Annotated in this window: 22 protein-coding genes and 1 pseudogene; 18 read left to right on the plus strand and 5 right to left on the minus strand. The window is 58.6% G+C overall.

Going from position 1 to position 19,497, the window contains the following annotated elements:
- Positions 1–423: 423 nt before the first annotated feature.
- The 3 genes and pseudogenes from fdxA to BOP96_RS14165 all read right to left on the minus strand — a co-directional run.
- Complete coding sequence (gene fdxA, locus BOP96_RS14155; RefSeq protein WP_014717148.1) at positions 424–747, minus strand: ferredoxin FdxA; 324 nt, start codon at positions 745–747, stop codon at positions 424–426.
- Between the two features lie 142 nt (positions 748–889).
- Positions 890–3,481: a DNA mismatch repair protein MutS gene (gene mutS / locus BOP96_RS14160; RefSeq protein WP_020301168.1), complete on the minus strand. Its 2,592-nt coding sequence runs from the start codon at positions 3,479–3,481 to the stop codon at positions 890–892.
- 214 nt (positions 3,482–3,695) lie between these two features.
- A pseudogene (locus tag BOP96_RS14165) lies at positions 3,696–3,899 on the minus strand (DUF3077 domain-containing protein); the annotation flags it as partial.
- A gap of 449 nt (positions 3,900–4,348) precedes the next feature.
- On the opposite strand from BOP96_RS14165, the gene BOP96_RS14170 reads away from it, so the two are divergent.
- From BOP96_RS14170 to BOP96_RS14180, 3 genes are all read left to right on the plus strand, one after another.
- Positions 4,349–7,036 (plus strand): phosphoenolpyruvate carboxylase, encoded by a 2,688-nt coding sequence (locus BOP96_RS14170; protein ID WP_073453110.1) that lies wholly within the window; start codon positions 4,349–4,351, stop codon positions 7,034–7,036.
- 64 nt (positions 7,037–7,100) lie between these two features.
- Positions 7,101–8,156: an NAD(P)-dependent oxidoreductase gene (locus BOP96_RS14175; protein ID WP_019817702.1), complete on the plus strand. Its 1,056-nt coding sequence runs from the start codon at positions 7,101–7,103 to the stop codon at positions 8,154–8,156.
- 27 nt (positions 8,157–8,183) lie between these two features.
- The gene (locus BOP96_RS14180; RefSeq protein WP_073453112.1) at positions 8,184–8,837 is read left to right on the plus strand and encodes an RraA family protein; all 654 of its coding nucleotides are present in this window, start codon (positions 8,184–8,186) and stop codon (positions 8,835–8,837) included.
- A gap of 297 nt (positions 8,838–9,134) precedes the next feature.
- On the opposite strand, the gene BOP96_RS14190 is transcribed toward BOP96_RS14180, so the two are convergent.
- Positions 9,135–9,506 carry a hypothetical protein gene (locus BOP96_RS14190; RefSeq protein WP_014717155.1) on the minus strand — a complete coding sequence of 124 codons (372 nt, stop codon included), beginning with the start codon at positions 9,504–9,506 and terminating at the stop codon, positions 9,135–9,137.
- The gene (locus BOP96_RS14195) at positions 9,499–9,987 is read right to left on the minus strand and encodes a Panacea domain-containing protein (protein ID WP_014717156.1); all 489 of its coding nucleotides are present in this window, start codon (positions 9,985–9,987) and stop codon (positions 9,499–9,501) included. Before BOP96_RS14195 ends, BOP96_RS14190 begins: the two co-directional genes overlap by 8 nt.
- A 225-nt stretch (positions 9,988–10,212) precedes the next feature.
- Between BOP96_RS14195 and BOP96_RS14200 the strand changes: the two genes are divergently transcribed.
- The 15 genes from BOP96_RS14200 (at position 10,213) to BOP96_RS30525 (ending at position 19,491) form a co-directional block, all read left to right on the plus strand.
- The gene (locus BOP96_RS14200; RefSeq protein ID WP_172832690.1) at positions 10,213–10,956 is read left to right on the plus strand and encodes a LexA family transcriptional regulator; all 744 of its coding nucleotides are present in this window, start codon (positions 10,213–10,215) and stop codon (positions 10,954–10,956) included.
- Between the two features lie 590 nt (positions 10,957–11,546).
- A complete protein-coding gene (locus tag BOP96_RS14205; RefSeq protein WP_005785384.1) occupies positions 11,547–11,885 on the plus strand; it encodes a phage holin family protein in 339 nt (112 codons plus the stop codon).
- 23 nt (positions 11,886–11,908) lie between these two features.
- Positions 11,909–12,424: a hypothetical protein gene (locus BOP96_RS14210; protein WP_014717158.1), complete on the plus strand. Its 516-nt coding sequence runs from the start codon at positions 11,909–11,911 to the stop codon at positions 12,422–12,424.
- Between the two features lie 3 nt (positions 12,425–12,427).
- Positions 12,428–13,039, plus strand: a complete 612-nt coding sequence (locus BOP96_RS14215; protein ID WP_073453114.1) for a phage baseplate assembly protein V — start codon at positions 12,428–12,430, stop codon at positions 13,037–13,039.
- A 9-nt stretch (positions 13,040–13,048) separates the two neighbouring features.
- Entirely contained in the window at positions 13,049–13,381 is a 333-nt protein-coding gene (locus tag BOP96_RS14220; RefSeq protein WP_014717160.1) for a phage baseplate protein, read from the plus strand.
- Positions 13,378–14,373 carry a baseplate J/gp47 family protein gene (locus tag BOP96_RS14225; protein WP_014717161.1) on the plus strand — a complete coding sequence of 332 codons (996 nt, stop codon included), beginning with the start codon at positions 13,378–13,380 and terminating at the stop codon, positions 14,371–14,373. Before BOP96_RS14220 ends, BOP96_RS14225 begins: the two co-directional genes overlap by 4 nt.
- Positions 14,370–15,008, plus strand: a complete 639-nt coding sequence (locus BOP96_RS14230) for a phage tail protein I (protein ID WP_073453116.1) — start codon at positions 14,370–14,372, stop codon at positions 15,006–15,008. Before BOP96_RS14225 ends, BOP96_RS14230 begins: the two co-directional genes overlap by 4 nt.
- Positions 15,005–15,535: a phage tail protein gene (locus tag BOP96_RS14235; protein WP_073453118.1), complete on the plus strand. Its 531-nt coding sequence runs from the start codon at positions 15,005–15,007 to the stop codon at positions 15,533–15,535. Before BOP96_RS14230 ends, BOP96_RS14235 begins: the two co-directional genes overlap by 4 nt.
- A gap of 47 nt (positions 15,536–15,582) precedes the next feature.
- On the plus strand, positions 15,583–16,365 hold the full coding sequence (locus BOP96_RS14240) for a phage tail protein (RefSeq protein WP_073453120.1): 783 nt from the start codon (positions 15,583–15,585) through the stop codon (positions 16,363–16,365).
- Positions 16,366–16,376: 11 nt separating this feature from the next.
- The gene (locus BOP96_RS14245; protein WP_060767083.1) at positions 16,377–16,679 is read left to right on the plus strand and encodes a hypothetical protein; all 303 of its coding nucleotides are present in this window, start codon (positions 16,377–16,379) and stop codon (positions 16,677–16,679) included.
- An 88-nt stretch (positions 16,680–16,767) separates the two neighbouring features.
- Positions 16,768–16,941, plus strand: coding sequence for a hypothetical protein (locus BOP96_RS30075; RefSeq protein WP_175562987.1), 174 nt, complete (start codon positions 16,768–16,770; stop codon positions 16,939–16,941).
- 2 nt (positions 16,942–16,943) lie between these two features.
- Positions 16,944–18,110 carry a phage tail protein gene (locus BOP96_RS14250; protein ID WP_073453121.1) on the plus strand — a complete coding sequence of 389 codons (1,167 nt, stop codon included), beginning with the start codon at positions 16,944–16,946 and terminating at the stop codon, positions 18,108–18,110.
- Entirely contained in the window at positions 18,110–18,616 is a 507-nt protein-coding gene (locus BOP96_RS14255; RefSeq protein WP_014717167.1) for a phage major tail tube protein, read from the plus strand. The genes BOP96_RS14250 and BOP96_RS14255 overlap by 1 nt, the downstream gene beginning before the upstream one ends.
- Positions 18,617–18,796: 180 nt before the next feature.
- Positions 18,797–19,369: a phage tail assembly protein gene (locus BOP96_RS14260; protein WP_014717168.1), complete on the plus strand. Its 573-nt coding sequence runs from the start codon at positions 18,797–18,799 to the stop codon at positions 19,367–19,369.
- The gene (locus BOP96_RS30525) at positions 19,366–19,491 is read left to right on the plus strand and encodes a hypothetical protein (RefSeq protein ID WP_014717169.1); all 126 of its coding nucleotides are present in this window, start codon (positions 19,366–19,368) and stop codon (positions 19,489–19,491) included. Before BOP96_RS14260 ends, BOP96_RS30525 begins: the two co-directional genes overlap by 4 nt.
- Positions 19,492–19,497: the final 6 nt, after the last annotated feature.

A 19,497-nucleotide genomic window follows, 5' to 3' on the forward strand; every position in this document is an offset into this window, starting at 1 on the left:
GTTGCTACTTTGCGCAATGCACGTGTAAGCATTCGCTTACTTTTTCGTAAGTGTTTGGTTTTTTTAGCGGTTGCGTACGTCTTGAATCGACGAAGCTATTATCTATCTATTTGAAAAATAACGATTATTTTCATGCTGGCGAGCGGCAACTTTTGTCAGCCCGCCGTGGGGATCGCGTTGAACTTCCCTTGGAACGCTCTAACATCAGCCCTGTGTCCACGGATTGGCACAGCCATCAAGGAACGATGGTTTGAAGGAACGTCGCAGGATGCGATTCATCAGGATGATGAAAAGGAATACAGGGACTAGGGAAAAAATGTGGGCGGGTCATACCGCCCCTTTTTTTGCCTGTAGAAAAGTGAACCCAGGCACCCGAACGCAAAAAAGGCCCTCAAGGGCCTTTTTTTGTTGGGCAGTGGCGCTTTAGCGCTCTAGTTGCTCAATCTTGTTGGGCTTGCCATCCCATTCGGCGGCGTCCGGCATCGGATCTTTGCGCTCAGTGATGTTTGGCCAGATGTCTGCCAACTCGACGTTCAACTGAATGAATTGCTCCATGCCCGCAGGCACTTCGTCCTCGGAGAAAATCGCGACGGCCGGGCATTCTGGTTCACACAGGGCGCAGTCGATGCACTCGTCCGGGTGGATAACCAGGAAATTCGGGCCTTCGTAGAAGCAGTCCACCGGACAGACTTCTACGCAGTCGGTGTACTTGCACTTGATGCAGTTGTCGGTGACGACGAAGGTCATTTCTAATTTTCTCCTCAGGCGGCGGCAGCGAAACCCCTTGTGGTGGGGTTCGCGAGGTTTGAGAGCGATAGTCTGCGGACCAGGCTAAAAGCCCGCAGCATCCCAAACCGCGCGAGATTCTATCAGCTTGCAAGCGTCTGCGTTATATCCGAGTCTTCAGTGCATATAACATTTCGAGCGCTTTACGCGGCGTCAAGTCATCCAGGTCAAGCTTTGCCAACTCATCCAGCACCGGATGGGGCAGGCTGGCGAACATATCGCTCTGATGCGGCGCGGCAGGTTTCTTGCTGGCCTTGGCCGGGCTGGCGACCACGGTTTCATGGGGCAGGGCCGTGGTTTCCAGGCGGCTGAGATGTTCGCGGGCACGGGTGATCACCTCGTTCGGCACACCGGCCAACTGCGCCACGGCCAGGCCGTAGCTCTGGCTCGCAGGCCCTGGCAGCACATGGTGCAGGAACACGATGCGCTCGTTGTGCTCGGTGGCATTGAGATGCACGTTGGCCACCAGCGGCTCGCTTTCCGGCAACACCGTCAGCTCGAAGTAGTGCGTGGCGAACAGCGTGTACGCACGCAAATGCGCCAAGCGTTCGGCCGCGGCCCAAGCCAGGGACAGGCCGTCGAAGGTGCTGGTACCACGACCTACTTCGTCCATCAGCACCAGGCTGCGTTCGGTGGCGTTGTGCAGAATGTTGGCGGTTTCGCTCATTTCCACCATAAAGGTCGAACGGCCACCGGCCAGGTCATCGCTGGAGCCGATCCGCGTGAAAATGCGGTCCACCAGCGACAACTCGCAACTGGCTGCGGGTACAAAGCTGCCGATATGCGCCAACAGCACGATCAACGCGGTCTGGCGCATGTAGGTGGATTTACCACCCATGTTCGGACCGGTGATCACCAACATGCGGGTATCGTCGTCCAGCGACAGGTCATTGGCGACGAACGGCGTGGTCAGCACCTGCTCTACCACCGGGTGACGGCCTTGCACGATGCGCATGCACGGTTCGCTGACAAACCGTGGGCAGTTGAGGTCCAGGTTCAGCGCCCGTTCGGCGAGGTTGCTCAACACATCCAGCTCCGCCAGGGCGGCGGCGGTGTCTTGCAACGGCGCCAGGCGGCTGATCAGGTCCTCGAGCAAGGCTTCGTACAGCATCTTTTCCCGCGCCAGGGCGCGGCTTTTGGCCGATAGCGCCTTGTCTTCGAACTCTTTGAGCTCTGGGGTGATAAAACGCTCGGCGCCTTTGAGGGTCTGGCGACGTTGATAGTCGATAGGCGCAGACTCCGCCTGCTTGCTCGGCAACTCGATAAAGTAGCCATGCACGCGGTTGTAGCCGACTTTCAGGTTAGCCAGGCCGGTACGGGCTTTTTCGCGGGCTTCCAGGTCGATCAGGAACTGCCCGGCGTTTTCGCTCAGGGATTGCAGCTCATCCAGCTCACTGTCGTAGCCGGTTTTCAACACACCGCCGTCACGAATGATCGCCGGCGGGTTGTCGATGATGGCCTTTTCCAGCAACGCGGCGAGGTCCGGGTACGTGCCGGCCGTCACGGCCAGCTGTTGCAGGTGCGGCGTGTCCAGTTCGGTCATCGCCACTTGCAACTGAGGCAGGGCACTCAAGGCATCACGCAGGCGCGCCAGGTCACGGGGCCGTGCATTGCGCAAACCGATCCGTGCCAGGATACGTTCGATATCGCCGATTTCTTTCAGTTGCGGCTGCAATTTTTCAAAGCGGTAGCCGTCCAGCAGGCAGGTAATAGACGTCTGACGCGCTTGCAGCACGGTCAAGTCCCGCAGCGGACGGTTCAGCCAACGGGTCAGCAAACGGCTGCCCATGGCGGTCTGGCAACGGTCTACCACCGATTGCAGGGTGTTATCGCGGCCACCGGCCAGGTTGGTGTCCAGTTCCAGGTTGCGACGGCTGGCGCCATCAAGCACCACGGTATCGTCCAGACGCTCATGGCGCAGGCTGCGCAAGTGCGGCAGGGCCGTGCGCTGGGTTTCCTTGGCGTAGCTGAGCAGGCAGCCGGCAGCGCCGATAGCCAGGGTCAGGGTTTCGCAACCAAAGCCTTTAAGGTCCTGCACCGAGAACTGCTGGCACAGACTTTTCAGTGCCGAATCACGTTCAAAATCCCACGGTGCACGACGTTTGGTTCCCCGACGCTTCTCGGCGGGCAAGTCCTTGGGCCAATCATCCGGGATCAACAACTCCACCGGATTGATACGCTCCAGCTCCGCCAGCAGGTTTTCCCAACCCTTGATCTCCAGCACGCTGAAGTTGCCGCTGGTGATATCCAGCACCGACAGGCCGAACAGACGCTCATCGCCCAACACCGCCGCAATCAGGTTATCGCGACGCTCATCCAGCAACGCCTCATCACTCACCGTGCCTGGGGTGATGATGCGCACCACCTGGCGCTCCACCGGCCCTTTGCTGGTGGCCGGGTCACCGATCTGCTCACAGATCACCACCGACTCGCCCAGCTTGACCAGCTTGACCAAGTAGCCTTCCAACGAGTGATAAGGAATCCCACACATCGGAATCGACTGCCCCGCCGACTGCCCGCGCGCGGTCAGGGTAATGTCCAGCAGCTTGGCGGCCTTCTTCGCGTCTTCGTAGAAGATCTCGTAGAAGTCGCCCATGCGATAGAACATCAACTGATCAGGGTGCTGGTTTTTCAGGCGCCAGTACTGCTGCATCATTGGGGTGTGGGAGGACAGGTCTGAAGTGTTTTTACTCATTGGGTAGTAGGCAAATTCGTTGAAAGTGATGGGGCAAAGGGGGCGCTTGGCCCAGCATTTTTTGCGATGGCGGCAAGGTTAACACGCGAGGTCGGGGGTTCGCAGGTCGCAAACGGATAGGTAAAAAGCAAAAGCGGTGCCGCCCCGATATCCACCACTAAAGGAGCGGCGCCGCCACAGGTTAGCGGTTGCCCGCCTTTTCTATTTTCGCGGCTTACTGGGTATTAACCGGCGAATCCAACACCTTCACCCCATCATCAACCACCGCCTTGACCATTTCCTGCAAGTCATGCGAAGCCCAGGCGTAACGGTCCGTCTCCTTGGTCATCGCCGCATCTTCTACGAGCAGCTTGGCGACGTGGAGAAGATTGGAGGTGGGGTGCAAGGCGTTTTGCAAGGAGACACCGCTGTTAATGCGTGAACCTGCTCTGGTTTTTCATAAAGCCGTGTTTATGAAGAATTGTTTAAGTTGCGCTCGCAGGTCGTGCCTTCGCGAGATCCTTCCTGGGGCAAGCGTTTTTGAGCGGGTGAATATAATTTCGAATAATCAGGGTTTTAGAAAAAACATCCGCACTAAAAAGAATCGTTGATGTGATTTTTATTAGCTTCCTATCATTTTTTCCTGGCTGTCTATTCCAAAAAGGTCTTTTGTCGAAAAATTCGGAGCATGTTTTATTGCTCACAGATGTAACAAATTGTTTCATTTTTTGCCGTTTTTCGGTATCGACAAGGGGGCTTTCTGTCGGCGAACAGGTGAGTTCCGTTCGTTGCGACGCAGTGGGTTAAGCCTGGGACATTGATGATTTTGCGTGTGTCTGTTCGGCGCACTGCAAACAAGGGATTTGACAATTATCGAGGCTTGAACCCATGAATCATGTGATCAACTCCATACTGGAAAATGCATCAACTCGCCCCTCAATCGGCCATACCAACCCCGCGCTACTGCATGACGTCCTATGGCGAGCCCTGGAGCACGCACTCAAGGCCAACACGGATGATGCTTCCCATACCCCGCATGCCCGTGCCTGTCTCAGGATCTATGCTGAAATCGATACGCTGTCGTATCTGGACAAGGGTGATTCGAAATTGGCCGCAGCTCTGGGCAAGGCGTTCTTCGAATCGCGCTCCAGCAAAGACGTCGAGGCATTCTGGAAGTTGTTACTGATCAAGCAACTGCTGTTCGAATTGTCGGTCAGGGGTGTGGCGACCCAGATTGCTTCGCAAGCCAGTCTGCCTCGTCAGTTGCTCACGCTCGATCCGCAGTTGATTGCAGCGCCTGCGGGCGTGAATATCAGCCTGGGAGTGCTGTGCAAAGAAACCGATCAGCTCAAGCATTCCGTTGTGCTGGTCTTGCAGAAACTGGCACAGCACGTCGAGGATCGTGGCCTGAAAAAGCCTCAAGTCACTGCGCAGCTTCTGCTGGAGTTGTACAACGCCGTGTGGTCGGGCAGTAATGGCACCGATATCGAGTCACAGATTTTTTACGCCGACAGTGTGTATGACGCGTTGCCCGACGTGCATCACGCCCTGGGCCTGGCGCCGCAGGAAAAATGGCTGACTTTGTTCACCTGGTTATACGGCGACAAGGATGGCCGCCCCTATGACACCAACCAGCACACCGAAACCCTGGTGGTGGCGCTGGAAACGGCGCTGCGCAATCGCTACATCGCTGATATCGACAGTCTGATCAAGGACGGCGGCGCACGGCATCGCCTTGAAGAGATTCGTGCTCGCGTGGGCAAGGATCATCCCGAGCATTTCAAGCGTCCCGCCGAACTGATCGACGCACTGAGCAGCATCCGTTTTACCCAGCCCGCCGCCATCGACCGTCTGCTGCTGCGGGTGCATGCGTTTGGCTTTCACTATCTGGATATCGAGTTTCGTGAAAACGCCGAGATGTTCAGCTGCGTGGTCGATGAGATCCTTTCCAGTCAGTGGCTGGAAACCATCGGCCTGGGCCAGGGCCGGCACTATCACGAGCTGGATGAGCGTGCGCGTCAGGCCGCCCTTGAGGTCGCGCTGGAGGGCGGGGCGGCCCGGACGCCCGCTGCCCTGTGGCAGGAGTATTTGCAACGCACCACGCCGATTTACACGCGGAAAGTCGAGCAATATGCCGGCCAGGATTACATTGCGCTGATGGAGCAGGATCCGAGCTATATCCGCATGCACGATGCGCGCAACGCGGTGGAACGGTTTGAAATGATTGACCGTTATCGCGACCGGATGAAAATCCACGGGATCGCCGAGTACACCTCGGCCCTCAGCGCGCTGGAGGTGCTGTTCCTGATGAAAGCGGCCCAGGTACGGGACGGGATTGACATCGCTCTGCAACCTGAAGACCTGGCAGGTGCCGAGCGCACGGTGGCCACGGTGCATGAGGTGTACGAAAACCCGGTGTACCGCCAGCACCTGGCAACGCGCGGCAACCGCCAATACATCACGTTTGGCCCCAGCGACACGGGCAAGCAAGGCGGCAAGGCCATGCACAAGCTGAACATGGCGATTGCCAACCAGCACAAGTTGATCGCGGCCCGTTATGGCATCGAGGTGGTCGTCCACGTCATCATGGGCGGGGAACACGCACGGTGTAATGGGGTGATCGCCGAGACCTTGCAGGAGTTCGGCGCGCTGGAGGGCCCGGAAACCCGCTTCATGCTGGCCGGCTGCGCGGAGATGCGCGCTCATCTGCTGACCCGCAACCAGTCCGTCAACTTTCTCAGCCAGTTGTACCGTATGCACGCCGAGCCCAAGCCGCAGCCGTCCGAGGAGGTCATTGCCGGCAGGGTTCAACGTTGGGGGGGCGTGGTGCGCCGCTACCAGGCGACGTTCTTCGAGCATCCGGCGCTGCCTTCCCTGCTGCGGGACCTGGCACGATTCGATGTGGTCAGGGCCACCGCCAAAGGCACCCGGCCGCCTTCTCGTATCTTCAACATCAAGGTGTTCGAGTCGCGTCCCGATGCCATTCGTGCGATTCCCTGGACCCGCGCCTTGCTGGCCGGTGGATTGCACAGCGAACTGATCGGCGTCGGGCAGTTTGCGCAAGAGCCGGCAACTTGCTTGTCCAAGGCCTTCAACGAGGATGAGAGCTTTCACACCTACGTCAAAGGCATGGCCTACGCCATTGCGCGAACCGACCTCAAATGCGCCTGGCTGACCCTGACCGGCAGCATCCCGGAAAAGGCCCACATCCAGAGGCTGGCGCAAGCCTTGAAGGCCGAAGCCGTCGGTACCGCCGAACAGCTGCTGGCCAGCCTGCACCTGGAAGTGATTGAAGGTAAGCGCTTCGTGTACAAAGCCACCAACGGCACCGAGCCGGCGGATCCATGGAAAATCAAGGAAGGCAGCTTGCTCAACCTATGGCCCAGCCTCAGGGCCGAGGTCTATCTCAAGGAAAAGAACTTGCGAATCTATCGCTTGTTTCTGCTCTACGCCAAAAGCAATCCCGCGTTCATCCAGTCGTCATCGCTGAATGATTTCTACAGCGGGTTCCTCGCGGCCGTGAGTACCGATGCAGGTTTGGTCGATCCCGCAAGCGCCCACCATTTCACCTGGTGATTAACCCCGATGCCCAGGGCAACCTGGGTATCGGCAGGCGCTACCCTCCAAGAGGATCAACTGTATGGCATTTACCACCTTGATACTGGATGCCCCCGGGCCGCCGTTACTGTTTGAGGAAGTCGATCGCTTTCTTGAACTGGGCCTGGGCGTCACCCTCAACCTGCATTATTTCGCGGACAAAGAGCGCATCCGGCAGCACTACGGCACGCGCATTCACTATGCCGAGATCAACTGCCATGACGAGCCTGGCTTTATTGCCGCCGTGAGTCAGGCCGGGGGTTACAGCGTGTTCAAGACGCGCCTGAACATCCCGTTGGGCGCTGGCCTGATCCGCGCTGCCACCTCGCCGGCGTTGGCCACGCCACTGCGCGCCATTGCCCAGGCTGGCACAGGGATCAATCATATTGATCGGCTGGCGTGCGAGCAGTGTGGCGTGGCGATCCTCAACACACCGGGCTCCAACGCGACCGCTGTTGCCGAATACGTCGTGGCCCAGGCGCTGTTTCTGTCGCGCGACCTGGATGACTACAACGCTGAAACGCACAACGGCCATTGGGCAAAAGGCTCCTTGGCACCTGCCTGCGAATACGCCGAACTGACGCTTGGGCTGGTGGGCACCGGCAGCATTGCCCGGCAGGTGGCGCGCAAGGCTGCGGCGCTGGGCATCAGGGTGATCGCCACCGGGTCCGAACGTTTTACCGAACCGGTGGCGCACAGCCTTGGGCTTGAACGGCGGGCAGGTCTTGGACAGTTACTGGCCGAGGCGAACATCGTCTCGATCCACGTACCGCTCACCCCGCAGACCCGAGGCTTGTTCGGCACCGCCGAGTTCCAGCAGATGCGCCAGGGATCAATCCTCATCAATACCGCGCGCGGCGGGATCGTCGACGAACACCGGTTGGCCGCTTTCATGCGCCAGTTTCCCAGGCATATCAAAGCCGTCGCCATCGATACCTTTGCCCTTGAAAAAGACCGCTTCGACTCGCCATTGACCACTATTGCCAATGCGCAATTGACGCCGCACATCGCTGGCAATACCACCACGGCAATCCGGACGGCGTCACGCCAGATCGTCGACAAGATCCACGCATTCAGTGCCGACGCCACCGCGCGTTAACCCACAGGACACAAGGAAGGCCACATCATGCAAACCTCTATTGTTACCCGCCTCGACGCCCTGAGTTGCACCGACCTCAGCGATGCGATGGACCGCCTGAAAATCGTTTGCCAGTGCACCGACATCATGCCTCTGGACCGGTCGTTCAACCTCACAGGCAAAGCCTGGACCCTGCGCTACGGCCCTACTGGCCTGGACGGCGGCTCGGTGGGTGACTACATCGACGACCTTGAGGCTGGCCAGGTGGTAGTGATCGACAACCAGGCGCGGCTCGACACCACCGTGTGGGGCGATTTACTGACCTCTACCGCCGCCCGTAAGCAGTTGGCCGGGACGGTGATTGACGGTATCTGCCGCGATGTCGACCGTGCGTTGGAGCTTAACTACCCGATCTTTTCCCGGGGGAACTGGATGCGCACCGGCAAGGATCGCGTGCGTGTCGAAGCGATCCAGGCGCCCGTTACGCTGGGTGGCGTGCGGGTACAACCCGATGATTGGTTGCGCGGCGACGGTGACGGCCTGGTGGTGATTCCGGCCGGCTCACTGAGCGAAGTGCTGGAGGTGGCCGAAGAAATCCACCAGGCCGAAGAACATATTCGTGCGGCTATCGAGGCGGGCGTTCCTTTACGCAAAGCTCGCGCCGATTACGGCTACCACGCCTTGCAGACTCCGCGCCGCTGACTGGCCGACGACAGAAGCCGCCGCGGCTGCGGCTTCAGTTGATGCTGGTCGGGGTGGTCAATAGCACCGACCCGGTTAAGCGGGACCGGGTCTTGCGCAATACAGACGTGGCGGAAATCCGAGGTGTTGGCCGCAAGATGAAACTCCACCTCGGTGCGATTTTTGCAGCCGGTCGCTGCTGGATAAGCTCGGCAAAAACTAAAAAACCGATCAGTGCCTTGAAGATGATTAACTGACTTTTGCGTGCTCACACCTCAATGCCGAATAGAGAGAAGTCAGGGTATGAGTACGACCAGACTATTTGGATTTACGCCCACTAGCCGGAAACAACCCTCTGATCACCCCAAGAAACGCCGCAAACAAGTTGATTGAAGTCGCCGTAGTGATGGCTATCAACACATTGTCCGAGAACGGCGCTTTACCCGAGTAATACGTCGACCAGCCATTCCACACCAGCAGGACCCCCCAGAAGATCACCCCGCACGCAGCGAACCAAAACGCACGCCCCGCATATTTCTTGCGCAGTTGCCTTTCAGCCTTCTGGTCTTTGAGGTTCTGGCTTCTTTCATCGTCGGTGCCTATGGCTTGCTCGCCACCGGCTTGGGTGTCCTGGTCAGGCCCTGCCACGGGGGGCAAGGTGAGTTCCAGGTTGTCGAGTTCTTCACTCACGGATGCGGCTCTTTGGGTGAATGAGTGTGGCCATGTCTTCCCAGTCGATGGCCGAACCGTCGGCGCCCTTGAGGGCCCAGGCTGTGCCGTCCTCGTGGGAGAGGTTGGACAGTTGGGTGCCAGACCACTTGCCGTATTTGTTGATGATCCGGTCAATCAAACGATGGGTGTAGGTATCGCTCTCAGGCACTCTCGGTGTCACGAAGACAATGTCTTCGGCGTCGGGCTTCAGGTTGCTGAGCAACGCGGTCACCGGGCGATTACCGTAGGATTTTAACTCATGGTAAAGCGACGGAATGACCGGGCCATATTGCCAGCGGGCGAAGTGATCATCCATGAGGGGCTGATCCCGTTCGCGCAAATGCCAGGACTGCGTATAAAACAGCAGTTTTTGCAGCTTCATGGGCGTCAGGCCCGAAAGCTTGCCTTCCTTCGCACGTTCAATGAAGGCGTTAGCGACAGCTAGCGCTGAATAAGCCATGAGCACCTCCGTCGTTGCTGGCTACGTTGTCAAAGAGTTTTATACATAGGCCTTGAGTTGTCGACATGCAAGGTGTTGATCGGCAGCAATACCAAGCTGTCGGAATAATAGAGTGTCGATAACTGGTTGCATATACAGTATTCTGATTCGAATTAAGTAAGGTCCGGATGTTTAATGCATAAATATGCAAATTAGCATTTGCCAACCCCCCAAACTCCCGTCACTATCCGCGCTATGCAAAAACGCAACGTTTCTATCGTCTTAAGAGAGCTGCTGGACCGCGACCGGATCTCCCCCACGGAGCTTCACCGACGCACTGGCGTGCCTCAATCCACACTGTCCCGGATCCTCAGCGGCAAGATCGTTGATCCGTCGGATAAACACATCTCCCGTATCGCCGAGTATTTTCGCGTGAGCACTGATTACCTGCGCGGGCGCGCAGCAGTGGGCGCTTTGCGCGATGACGGGCGCGACCCGATGCATTCGGAACTCAAGGACATAAGCCTGTGGGACGACGACACCCCCGTCAATGATGACGAGGTGTCGATCCCCTTTCTGCGCGAGGTTGAATTGGCTGCTGGATCAGGAAGATTCGTCATCGAGGAAAGCGAAAAGGCCAGCCTGCGGTTCGGCAAGCGCAGCCTGCGGCATAACGGTGTGCAGTTCGACCAGGCCAAGTGCGTGACGGTGCGCGGCAACAGTATGTTGCCGGTGTTGCGCGACGGCGCCACGGTGGGGGTCAATGCCGGCAAGAGCGGCATTGGCGATATCGTCGATGGTGACCTGTATGCCATCAATCACAACGGCCAGTTGCGGGTTAAACAGCTCTACCGCCTGCCGTCCGGTATCCGCCTGCGCAGCTTCAATCGTGATGAACACCCCGATGAGGACTACAGCTTCCAGGATATCCAGGACGAGCAGATCAGCATCCTCGGTCATGTTTTCTGGTGGGGTATGTACGCCCGCTAACTCCCACTCGTAAGAAGAAACCCGCCCATGTGCGGGTTTTTTTTCACCCGCAGAAAACCGGCAAACCCCAAGCCAGTAGGCCTTCTAATGCATATGCGCATTTCCGCAGCAAAAATAAATGCATTTGTGCATTGACTGTATATGCATACATGCATATTCTTCATCTCAAGCCAGCCAACAAGGCCTGGTGGAGGCGGCAAGGATGCTGCCAAGGAAGACAAGGAAGGCACGCAACATCGGCAAGGACGCCATCGAAGCGATGGCAGGGATGCCAGGCAACACCGGCAAGGATGCCGACGCTCTTTAGTTTCACCGCTTCAACAACAGGCAGCGATGAACCGGCCTTAACGGTTCAGAGGGTTGGCAACTGACCCGGGTGTGCAGCGTAAAGCACCAGAAGCAGTTATCCGGCAGACAGGGATCGTGGTCGGAAAAACATCGAGGAAAGGACCGTACCGCGCCAGTAGCGCCGAAAGTCCGAGGACATCATTACTGAAAAGCCCGGGCGACCGGGCTTTTTGGAATGCCTACCTACTCAAGCATTTGTAAATGAAATACGGACTATCTATTGCTCAGCCAGGAGGCGTGACATGACAAATGAACAGCAAGCGTTAGCGGAAATGCCTATCTGGCTGGTGATCGTATTGGCAGTGATCGGCGGCGTATCCGGCGAGATGTGGCGGGCCGACAAGGAGGGCGCCCGCGGTTGGTCACTGATCCGCCGTCTGGCCCTGCGTTCCGGGGCGTGCATGGTTTGCGGGGTTTCCGCCCTGATGCTGTGCTACGCCGCCGGAATGTCGATCTGGACCGCCGGCGCCATTGGTTGCCTGACCGCCATGGCCGGTGCCGACGTGGCCATCGGTCTTTATGAACGGTGGGCAGCCAAGCGCATCGGGATCAACCAAGGCTCCCGCCAGGACCCGCAGTAATTGTTGCAAGGACGCTACTTAAAATGACGCTTATCGAAAAGCCATCCCAACTGCCCCAGGCCATCGGCGCGGTGCTGCACGCGGCCTTCCCGGACATCAAGGTCGGTAGCCACCAGGACTTTAAGGGCGACGCCGAAAAAACCGGTGTGCAGGTCACGGTCGAAGGCAATGGCCCGGGCATTCGCTCTCGCGAAGGGCGCAAGGCTCACGTGCTGAGCATTTCACTGAGGGCCATGGTCGCCCCCGGTGCATTGCCGTTCGATGCCTGCGACCTGGCCAGCCAACTCATGGACCTGGTGTTGGATAACCGTTGGAACCTGCCCCAGACGCAGTGCGATTTGCCGGCGAATATCGTCGCCGCTCCCGCTGCGCGCACTTCCGTGGAAACGGACTACGACACCTGGACGGTTTCCTTCACACAAACCCTCTATCTGGGGCCGGTGTTACTCGACGATCCCACAGGCCAACCGCTATTTGCCTGCACTTGGGACGTCTCCAACATCGACGACCCAACCCAATACCAGCCACTGGCGGAGTAGCCCATGTTCGACGCGCTGTTACGCATGCAATTGGGACCGATCGTCGAACGCCTGGCAGAGATGGAAACCCAGCTCGAAGACCTCTACCGCCGCGCCGAAAGCTTCTGCCGGATTGGCATTTGCCAGCAGGTCGACGCGGCCAGCAACACCTGCAAGGTCAGCCACGGTGACCTGCTCACCCCGGCGATCCGCTTTTTCAACCCCAGCGCCGGTGCGCAAACCGAAACCCGTATCCCCACGGTGGGTGAACAATGCCTGCTGCTCAACTACGGCGGGGGGGAGGGCGGGGTGCAGTCTGTGGCGCTGTTTGGTCTCAACAGTGATCGCTTCCCGCCGGTCTCCAGCGTGGCGACGCTGACCCGGCGGCGCCATCAAGACGGCACCCAAAGCGACTACGACGATGCCAGCCATACCTTCAACTGGGTCAACGGCCCAACCACCGTCAGCGGCTCCCGTGAACAGGTCGATATTAAAGTCGGCGCTGCCAGCCTGACCATGAATGCCCAGAGCATCACCCTGCAAATCGGCGGTACCAGCCTGTTGCTGGATGCCGGCGGCGCGCACTTCAGCGGCCCGGTGGTGGACCATCAAGGACGCGTCATCAGCCCCCGATAAGGACACCCCATGCTCGGAATCGATAGGAACACCGGGGCGGCCGTCGACGACTGGCTGCAATTTGTGCAGCGCGCCACCCGAGCGCTGACCACCCCCATCGGAACGCGGCAAAAGCGCCCGCTGTACGGCTCACTGATCCCGCAATTGCTCGGCCAGAACCTGGGCGATGACTTGCTGATCCTCGCCCAAAGCCACGCCGCCCAAGCGTTCTACAACATTCATAACGGCATTGGCGATTTTGACCCTCAGGTCATTGTCGCTACCCGCCAGGGCGCCGGCCTGCTGCTGCGGTTTGCCGGCACCTGGAAAAACCGCCAACAATCCTTCGAGGTCGTGACATGAGTATGCTGATCCCCGGCCAGAACCAACTGGCGGAACCGGCCATCATTAAGGTCGATGAGTTCGAGCCGTTGCTGGCCGAATTCAAAGCGTTTGTCATCGACTACGTCGCCACTCGCGCGCCGCAAAGCGCAGCCAAACTCCAGGTCAGCCTCGACAACGAAAGCGAACTGCTGACCCTGGCCCTGGAAGCTTTTTGCGTGCGCCTGCAAACCCATGAGCGCAAATACAACGCCCGCATCAAGCAGATGCTGGCGTGGTGGGCCACCGGTAGCAACCTGGATGCGCGCCTGGCCGATATGGGCCTGGAACGCCAAGTGCTCGACCCAGGCGACCCGGCCGCTTTCCCGCCGGTGCCGCCCACCTTGGAAAGCGACGACGACGCCCGCCTGCGCTACTACCTGGCACCCCACGCCCCAGCGGCGGGCTCGCGCATGCAGTATCGCCGCGAAGTGTTCACTTTGGGCGAGCGCCCAGCAGTGAAAGTACAAAGCGCGACGCCCGGTGTGGTCACGGTCACCTACACCTTCGACCCCGACGGCTACGCGGCCCAGGTCAAGGACGGCAACGCTCGCCGCACCGCACCGGGGGAAGTCATGGTCACCGTGCTTTCCAGGGAGGGCGACGGCACGCCATCTGTCGACTTGCTTGACGGTGTACGTCGACATTTCGCACGGCCGGATGTACGGCCAGAAACCGATCTTGTCAGCGTCCAAGGCGCGCAGATTCAACCCTATAAAATTCGCGTGGTGGCCAAGATCAACGCCGGCCCGGACTCGGGGCTGACCCAAGTGGCCGCGCAGAAACTGCTGCAAGACTACGCCGAGTCCTGCCACCGTCTGGAAGGGCGGGTGGACCCCAGCTGGATCGACTACGCCATCCACAGTGCCGGGGCCGCGCAACTGCACATCCTCGAACCGCTGGCGCCGATTGTCAGCACGGCGTTCCAGGCCCCGTATTGCACGGGCGTCGAGGTGGAGGTGCGCACACTATGAGTGAACCCAAAGCGAGTTTGCTGCCCGCCAACAGCTCACCGCTGGAAAAGGCGTTGGACCTGGGCTTCGGCACATTGCTTGAGCGTGTCGCCCCGCCGTTTCCGGCGCTGATGAACCCGCTGTATACCCCTAGCGAGTTCCTGCCTTACCTGGCCGCCGACCGTGGCGTCAGCGAATGGGATGCCGAGGCCAGCGAAGCGGAAAAACGCCTGACCGTGGCCTTGTCCTGGCAGATTCAACGCCAGGCCGGCACGCCCAAGGCACTCAGTTATGCGGTGGAGTCACTTGGCTTCACGCCCAATATCAGCGCCTGGTACCAGCAACGTCCGCTCGGCGTGCCTTACACCTTCGACGTGCAGGCGATCATCGGGCGCAGTTGGTCCAGCGGCGACCACAACCGGCTGATCCGTCGCATCAACGCGGCGAAAAGCGAGCGCGATCAGGCGACGATTACCATCGTGCATGAAACCGAAGGCCAGCTCGCGCTCACGCAAGTGCTCGACGCGCCTTTAAGCGACGGCGAGTTCTACCTGAACGGCGCATTGCCGGACCTGGCGCTGGTGGCTCGCCTAAACAGTGCCGGGGTTGCCCAGCACTACACCATTAACGATTACGACCTCAGGGCGCAGCCATGACAGATGAAATCACGCGCCTGGTGCGCTTCACCTCCAAAGGTTTGGATGAAGTGCTGCAGGCAAAGAACCAGGGCCTCAAAGGCGAAATCACCCACATCGGCGCCGGCACCGGCCGCTACAACCCCGACGGCACGGAAGTGGCCTTGCGTGACGAGCGCCAACGGGTGGCCATCGTCGATTACGAAGACCTGGGCGAGCGCCAACTCAGGATGGCCGCGCTGTTTGATGGCGACGGTGAGTATGAGATTGGCGAGTTCGGGTTTTACCTCGCCAGCGGCACCTTGCTGGCGGTGTATTCCGTGGCGGGGAAGTTGCTGACGTATAAAGCGGCGGCGGCGCGGGTGCTGCAGAAGTTTACGCTGGATGTTTCGCCGTTGCCGGCGGATAGCGTGACGATTGTGGTGGGGAGTGAGAACTTGAATCTGTTGTTGGCGGAGGAGATCGCGATTATGGCCGCGGCTTCGGTTGGCAATATGTCCCGCCACGTTGATTTGATGTTTCGGGTTATGCAGCTCGAAGCGAAGTAGTAGCACTGACAAAAGTGCTGGAAAGATTAACTGACAGGGAGTTGATGATGGGACTTGAAACGACTATCACGAAAGTTGTGGATGCATGTAATAAACTTACGGAGACGGTTACCAACCAAATTGGGAAGATTGATGCGCGGGTAGAGGCCGCTTCAAGTCAGTTTACTGCTTGGCGTAATAGTGTGCAGGCTAAAGATATTAATGGTCGTGCGCTTTACAAACAGGACATTGACCTCACTGGCTTGTCTACGGAGGTCTTCTATCCTGTTTGGTGGACCATGCCTGGTAACGAGGCGGGCGAAACAGAAATTACCGTTTCGCGGGTATATTATCGAGACCAGGAGAAAGCTCCCTTTGGTCAAGGGATTTATCACATTGCTGGCTTGAACTTGCAACTTGAGGGTGTCGGATATATATGGAATGGTGATGCTAACTTTCTAGCGATTAAGCGGATATCCCAAACTTACCGTGAAACGGTGAGAGGTGTTTCGTTTGGAATGATTTGTACAGCACGTGCCATTACTGGGCTCAAACCCATGTACTTAGGTTTGGTCGCTGGACAACAAACGAACGCTCCACAGTTTTCCGGGATGTACCTGAGGGGTGGGCTGAGCTATACCATCACTAAATCGTTTGATTATCCTGTTAATTACAGCAAGTTAGATACTGAAGTGATTATGAAAGATGACGTTAACGCCGATTGGGAAGTTCGTTGGGCGGTGAAACCTTATAGCTTGACGCAGGCTGATGCTGTGCTCGGCAAAGCCTTTGAAGAGAAACGCCTGGCCTATTCCCACGATAACGACGCTCGCTATACCGCCAAGGTTTAAGGACTGATCAAATGACTTTGTTTATCGAAAAGTTGGTAACGCCTGCTGGTGACTCGTTGATCAACGTACCTGCTAGCGCGCAGACCCTCAAGGGCCTGGGTTTTAGTGATAAGGCCGCGCAGGAGCTGATCGAGAACGCCGCTGCCGCAGCCGCGCTCGCTAGCACTATTGCTGCCCGCCGCTCTGCCTACGTCAGCGAAGCTGACCCGATGTACCTCGAATGGCAATTCGACGGTACGGCTGAAAAGGAAAAAGAATGGCGAGCCAAAGTAGCCGAAATCAAGGCGCGTTTCCCATTACCTGAAGATAAGTAATAAACCACCGCGAAAGCGGTTTTTTTTCGCCTCCCCAAAGCCCCTCCCCGCAGGGGCTTTTGCATTTCCCACTCGGAGATTTCCACCCATGCCCACCCGCCAAACCTACACCGTCCTCATCCCATTCCCCATCGGCAACGGCCATTGGTCCACCGCCGGCGAGGAGCTGGAACTGCTCGACGTCGAAGCATCCGCCCTGCGCACCGCCGGCCGCCTGGAACTGACCAGCGTCCTCAACTCCACCCCCCAGAAGGCTGAATAACCATGGCAGAAGTCCTGAACTTCGAGCACAACGGCATCACTGTGAATGCCACTGAATCCCCCGAGGCCATGGGTGGCCTTGGCGATAACGTCATTGGCCTAGTCGGCACTGCGCCGAATGCCCATGCGTCGATCCCGAAAAACGCGCCGTTTCGCATCAACAGCTTCACCGCCCAGGCGCTCCTGGACCCTACCGGCACTGAGTCGGGCACCTTGTTCCAGGCGGTGTACCAGATCCTCAAAGTGGTCAAGGTGCCGGTCTATGTCGTGATCGTCGAAGAGGGCGCCACCCCGGCCGATACGATCAACAATGTGATCGGCGGCAACGACCCGGTCACCGGTCGCAAACTGGGCCTGGCTGCCTTGAGCAGCGTCCCTGAAGACCTGACCATCATCGGCGCTCCAGGCTTTACCAGCACCAAGGCCGTGGCCGGTGAGTTCGCCTCCTTCGGCAAGCGCATCAAGGCCCGTGTGGTGCTGGATGGCAAGGACGCGTCCGTTGCCGACCAAGTGACCTACAGCGGCGAACTGGGCGGGGCCGACCTCGGCTTCGACCGTTGCCTGCTGGTGCACAACATGCCGTCGGTGTACTCCAAAGCCGCGAAGAAGAACGTGTTCCTGTCGCCATCCTCGCTGGCCATCGCCGCATTGGCCAAGGTCAAGCAGTGGGAGAGTCCAGGTAACCAGGTGACCTTCGCCGAGGACGTTTCCCGCGTGGTCGAGTACAACATCCTCGACACCTCCACCGAAGGCGACCTGCTCAACCGCTATGGCGTGAGCTACTACGCCCGCACCATCCTCGGCGGCTTCTCGCTGTTGGGCAACCGCTCCATCACCGGCAAGTTCATCAGCTACGTCGGCCTGGAAGATGCCATCAGCCGCAAGCTGGTCAAGGCCGGCCAGAAAGCCATGGCCAAGAACCTCACCAAGTCCTTCATGGACCAGGAGGTCAAGCGCATCAACGACTGGCTGCAAACCCTGGTGGCCGACGAAACCATCCCCGGCGGCAGCGTGTACCTGCACCCGGAACTGAACAGCGTCGAGAAGTACAAGAACGGCACCTGGTTCATCGTCATCGACTACGGCCGCTACGCGCCGAACGAACACATGGTTTATCAACTCAACGCCCGCGATGAAATCATCGAGCAGTTCCTGGAGGACGTTCTCTAATGTTTACCAACCGAGTCAGACAGGCCATTGCGGCCACCCTTCAAGGCCTGCCGTTGTCCGCAACCGTGGAAGAATTCACCCCGCCGAAGATCGAGTTCGACATGGAGGCCATGTCCGGCGGGCGCTTTATCGCCGAGGAAATGGCCAAGAGCGGCAAGGTGCTCAATGCCAAGCTGGTGCTGCAAGGTGCCGGCCCGCAAATCATGCTGGCCCTGGGCGTGCGCATGGGCGACGACATTTTGCTGAACGTGCGTGAAGCCGGCCAGGATCAAGACGGCAAGACCTATTTCACCTACCACACCGTGGGCGGCAAGCTCAAATCCCTGGAGGAGGCGAAGCTGAAAATGGGCGACAAGGCCACCACCACGCTGGAGCTGTCCTGCCGTACCTACAACCGTCTGGAAAATGGCATTTCGGTGATCGATATCGATGTGCGCACCCAGAAGTTCGTGCTCAACGGCGTCGACATCCTTGGCGATGCCCGCCGCGCCGTGCTGATGCCTTAAGGGCCGGCGCAATCTGAAGCGAGCACGGTCAAGGTGGGAGCTGGCTTGCCTGCGATGCAGGCGACTCGGTATCCCTGGTGTATCGAGTGGATGCCATCGCAGGCAAGCCAGCTCCCACAGGGGCCATGCTCAGGTTTAGATTTTTCGCACTTTTCAACACCGCTCAACAAGGAATTCCCCATGGCCTGGATGCCACCGTTGCACATCCTGCTGTCCCCGATCACCGCCGACACCGGTGCAATGATCGAGCAAGTTCAACTCAAACCGTTGTTCTACGCCGCGCAAAAAGACGCGCTGGCCCGGGCCGGTGATGACGAGGACGACCAGTTCTTCGAACTGGCGAAACTCGCCACCGGCCTGTCGGAAAAAGAGCTCGACCAACTCAAGCGCCCGGACTACGTGAGCATTGCGCAGTACGTACACGAAATGTCGACACGCCCGGCCTCGTTCTTCCTGAAAGAACAGGACGTGACGACCCACGACCAGCCTGTCCACCTGCTATTACCCCTGGAAGCCGCCGGCCGAAACCTGTCGGAACTGCCCCTGGAAATGCCCGCCCTGCGCGCTACCAAGGTGATGAAAAAACTCGCCACTAACAAAGAGCGCGCCGAGTTCATCACCGCCCATTGCACGGGCCTGATGATTCCCGATCTTGCCGGCCTGACCGTGCCCGACTGGACCGAGCTGCAGGAGCGCATCGACGATTTTTTAAACAAACCGGCGGACTTCTTTCGGAGCGCGACATCGAAGTGATTCTCGATGTAGTGCCGCTGGTTTACTCGGTGAACGAAGCGGAAATCCTCGATTGGGAAGCCGGCAAAGCATTGCGCCGCTACGACATCGCAATCAGTCGTCTTGGCGTCAAACAGGAGTAGAGCGCA

The organism is Pseudomonas sp. FSL W5-0203, assembly GCF_001896155.1.
GTDB classification, from domain to species: Bacteria; Pseudomonadota; Gammaproteobacteria; order Pseudomonadales; family Pseudomonadaceae; genus Aquipseudomonas; species Aquipseudomonas paracarnis.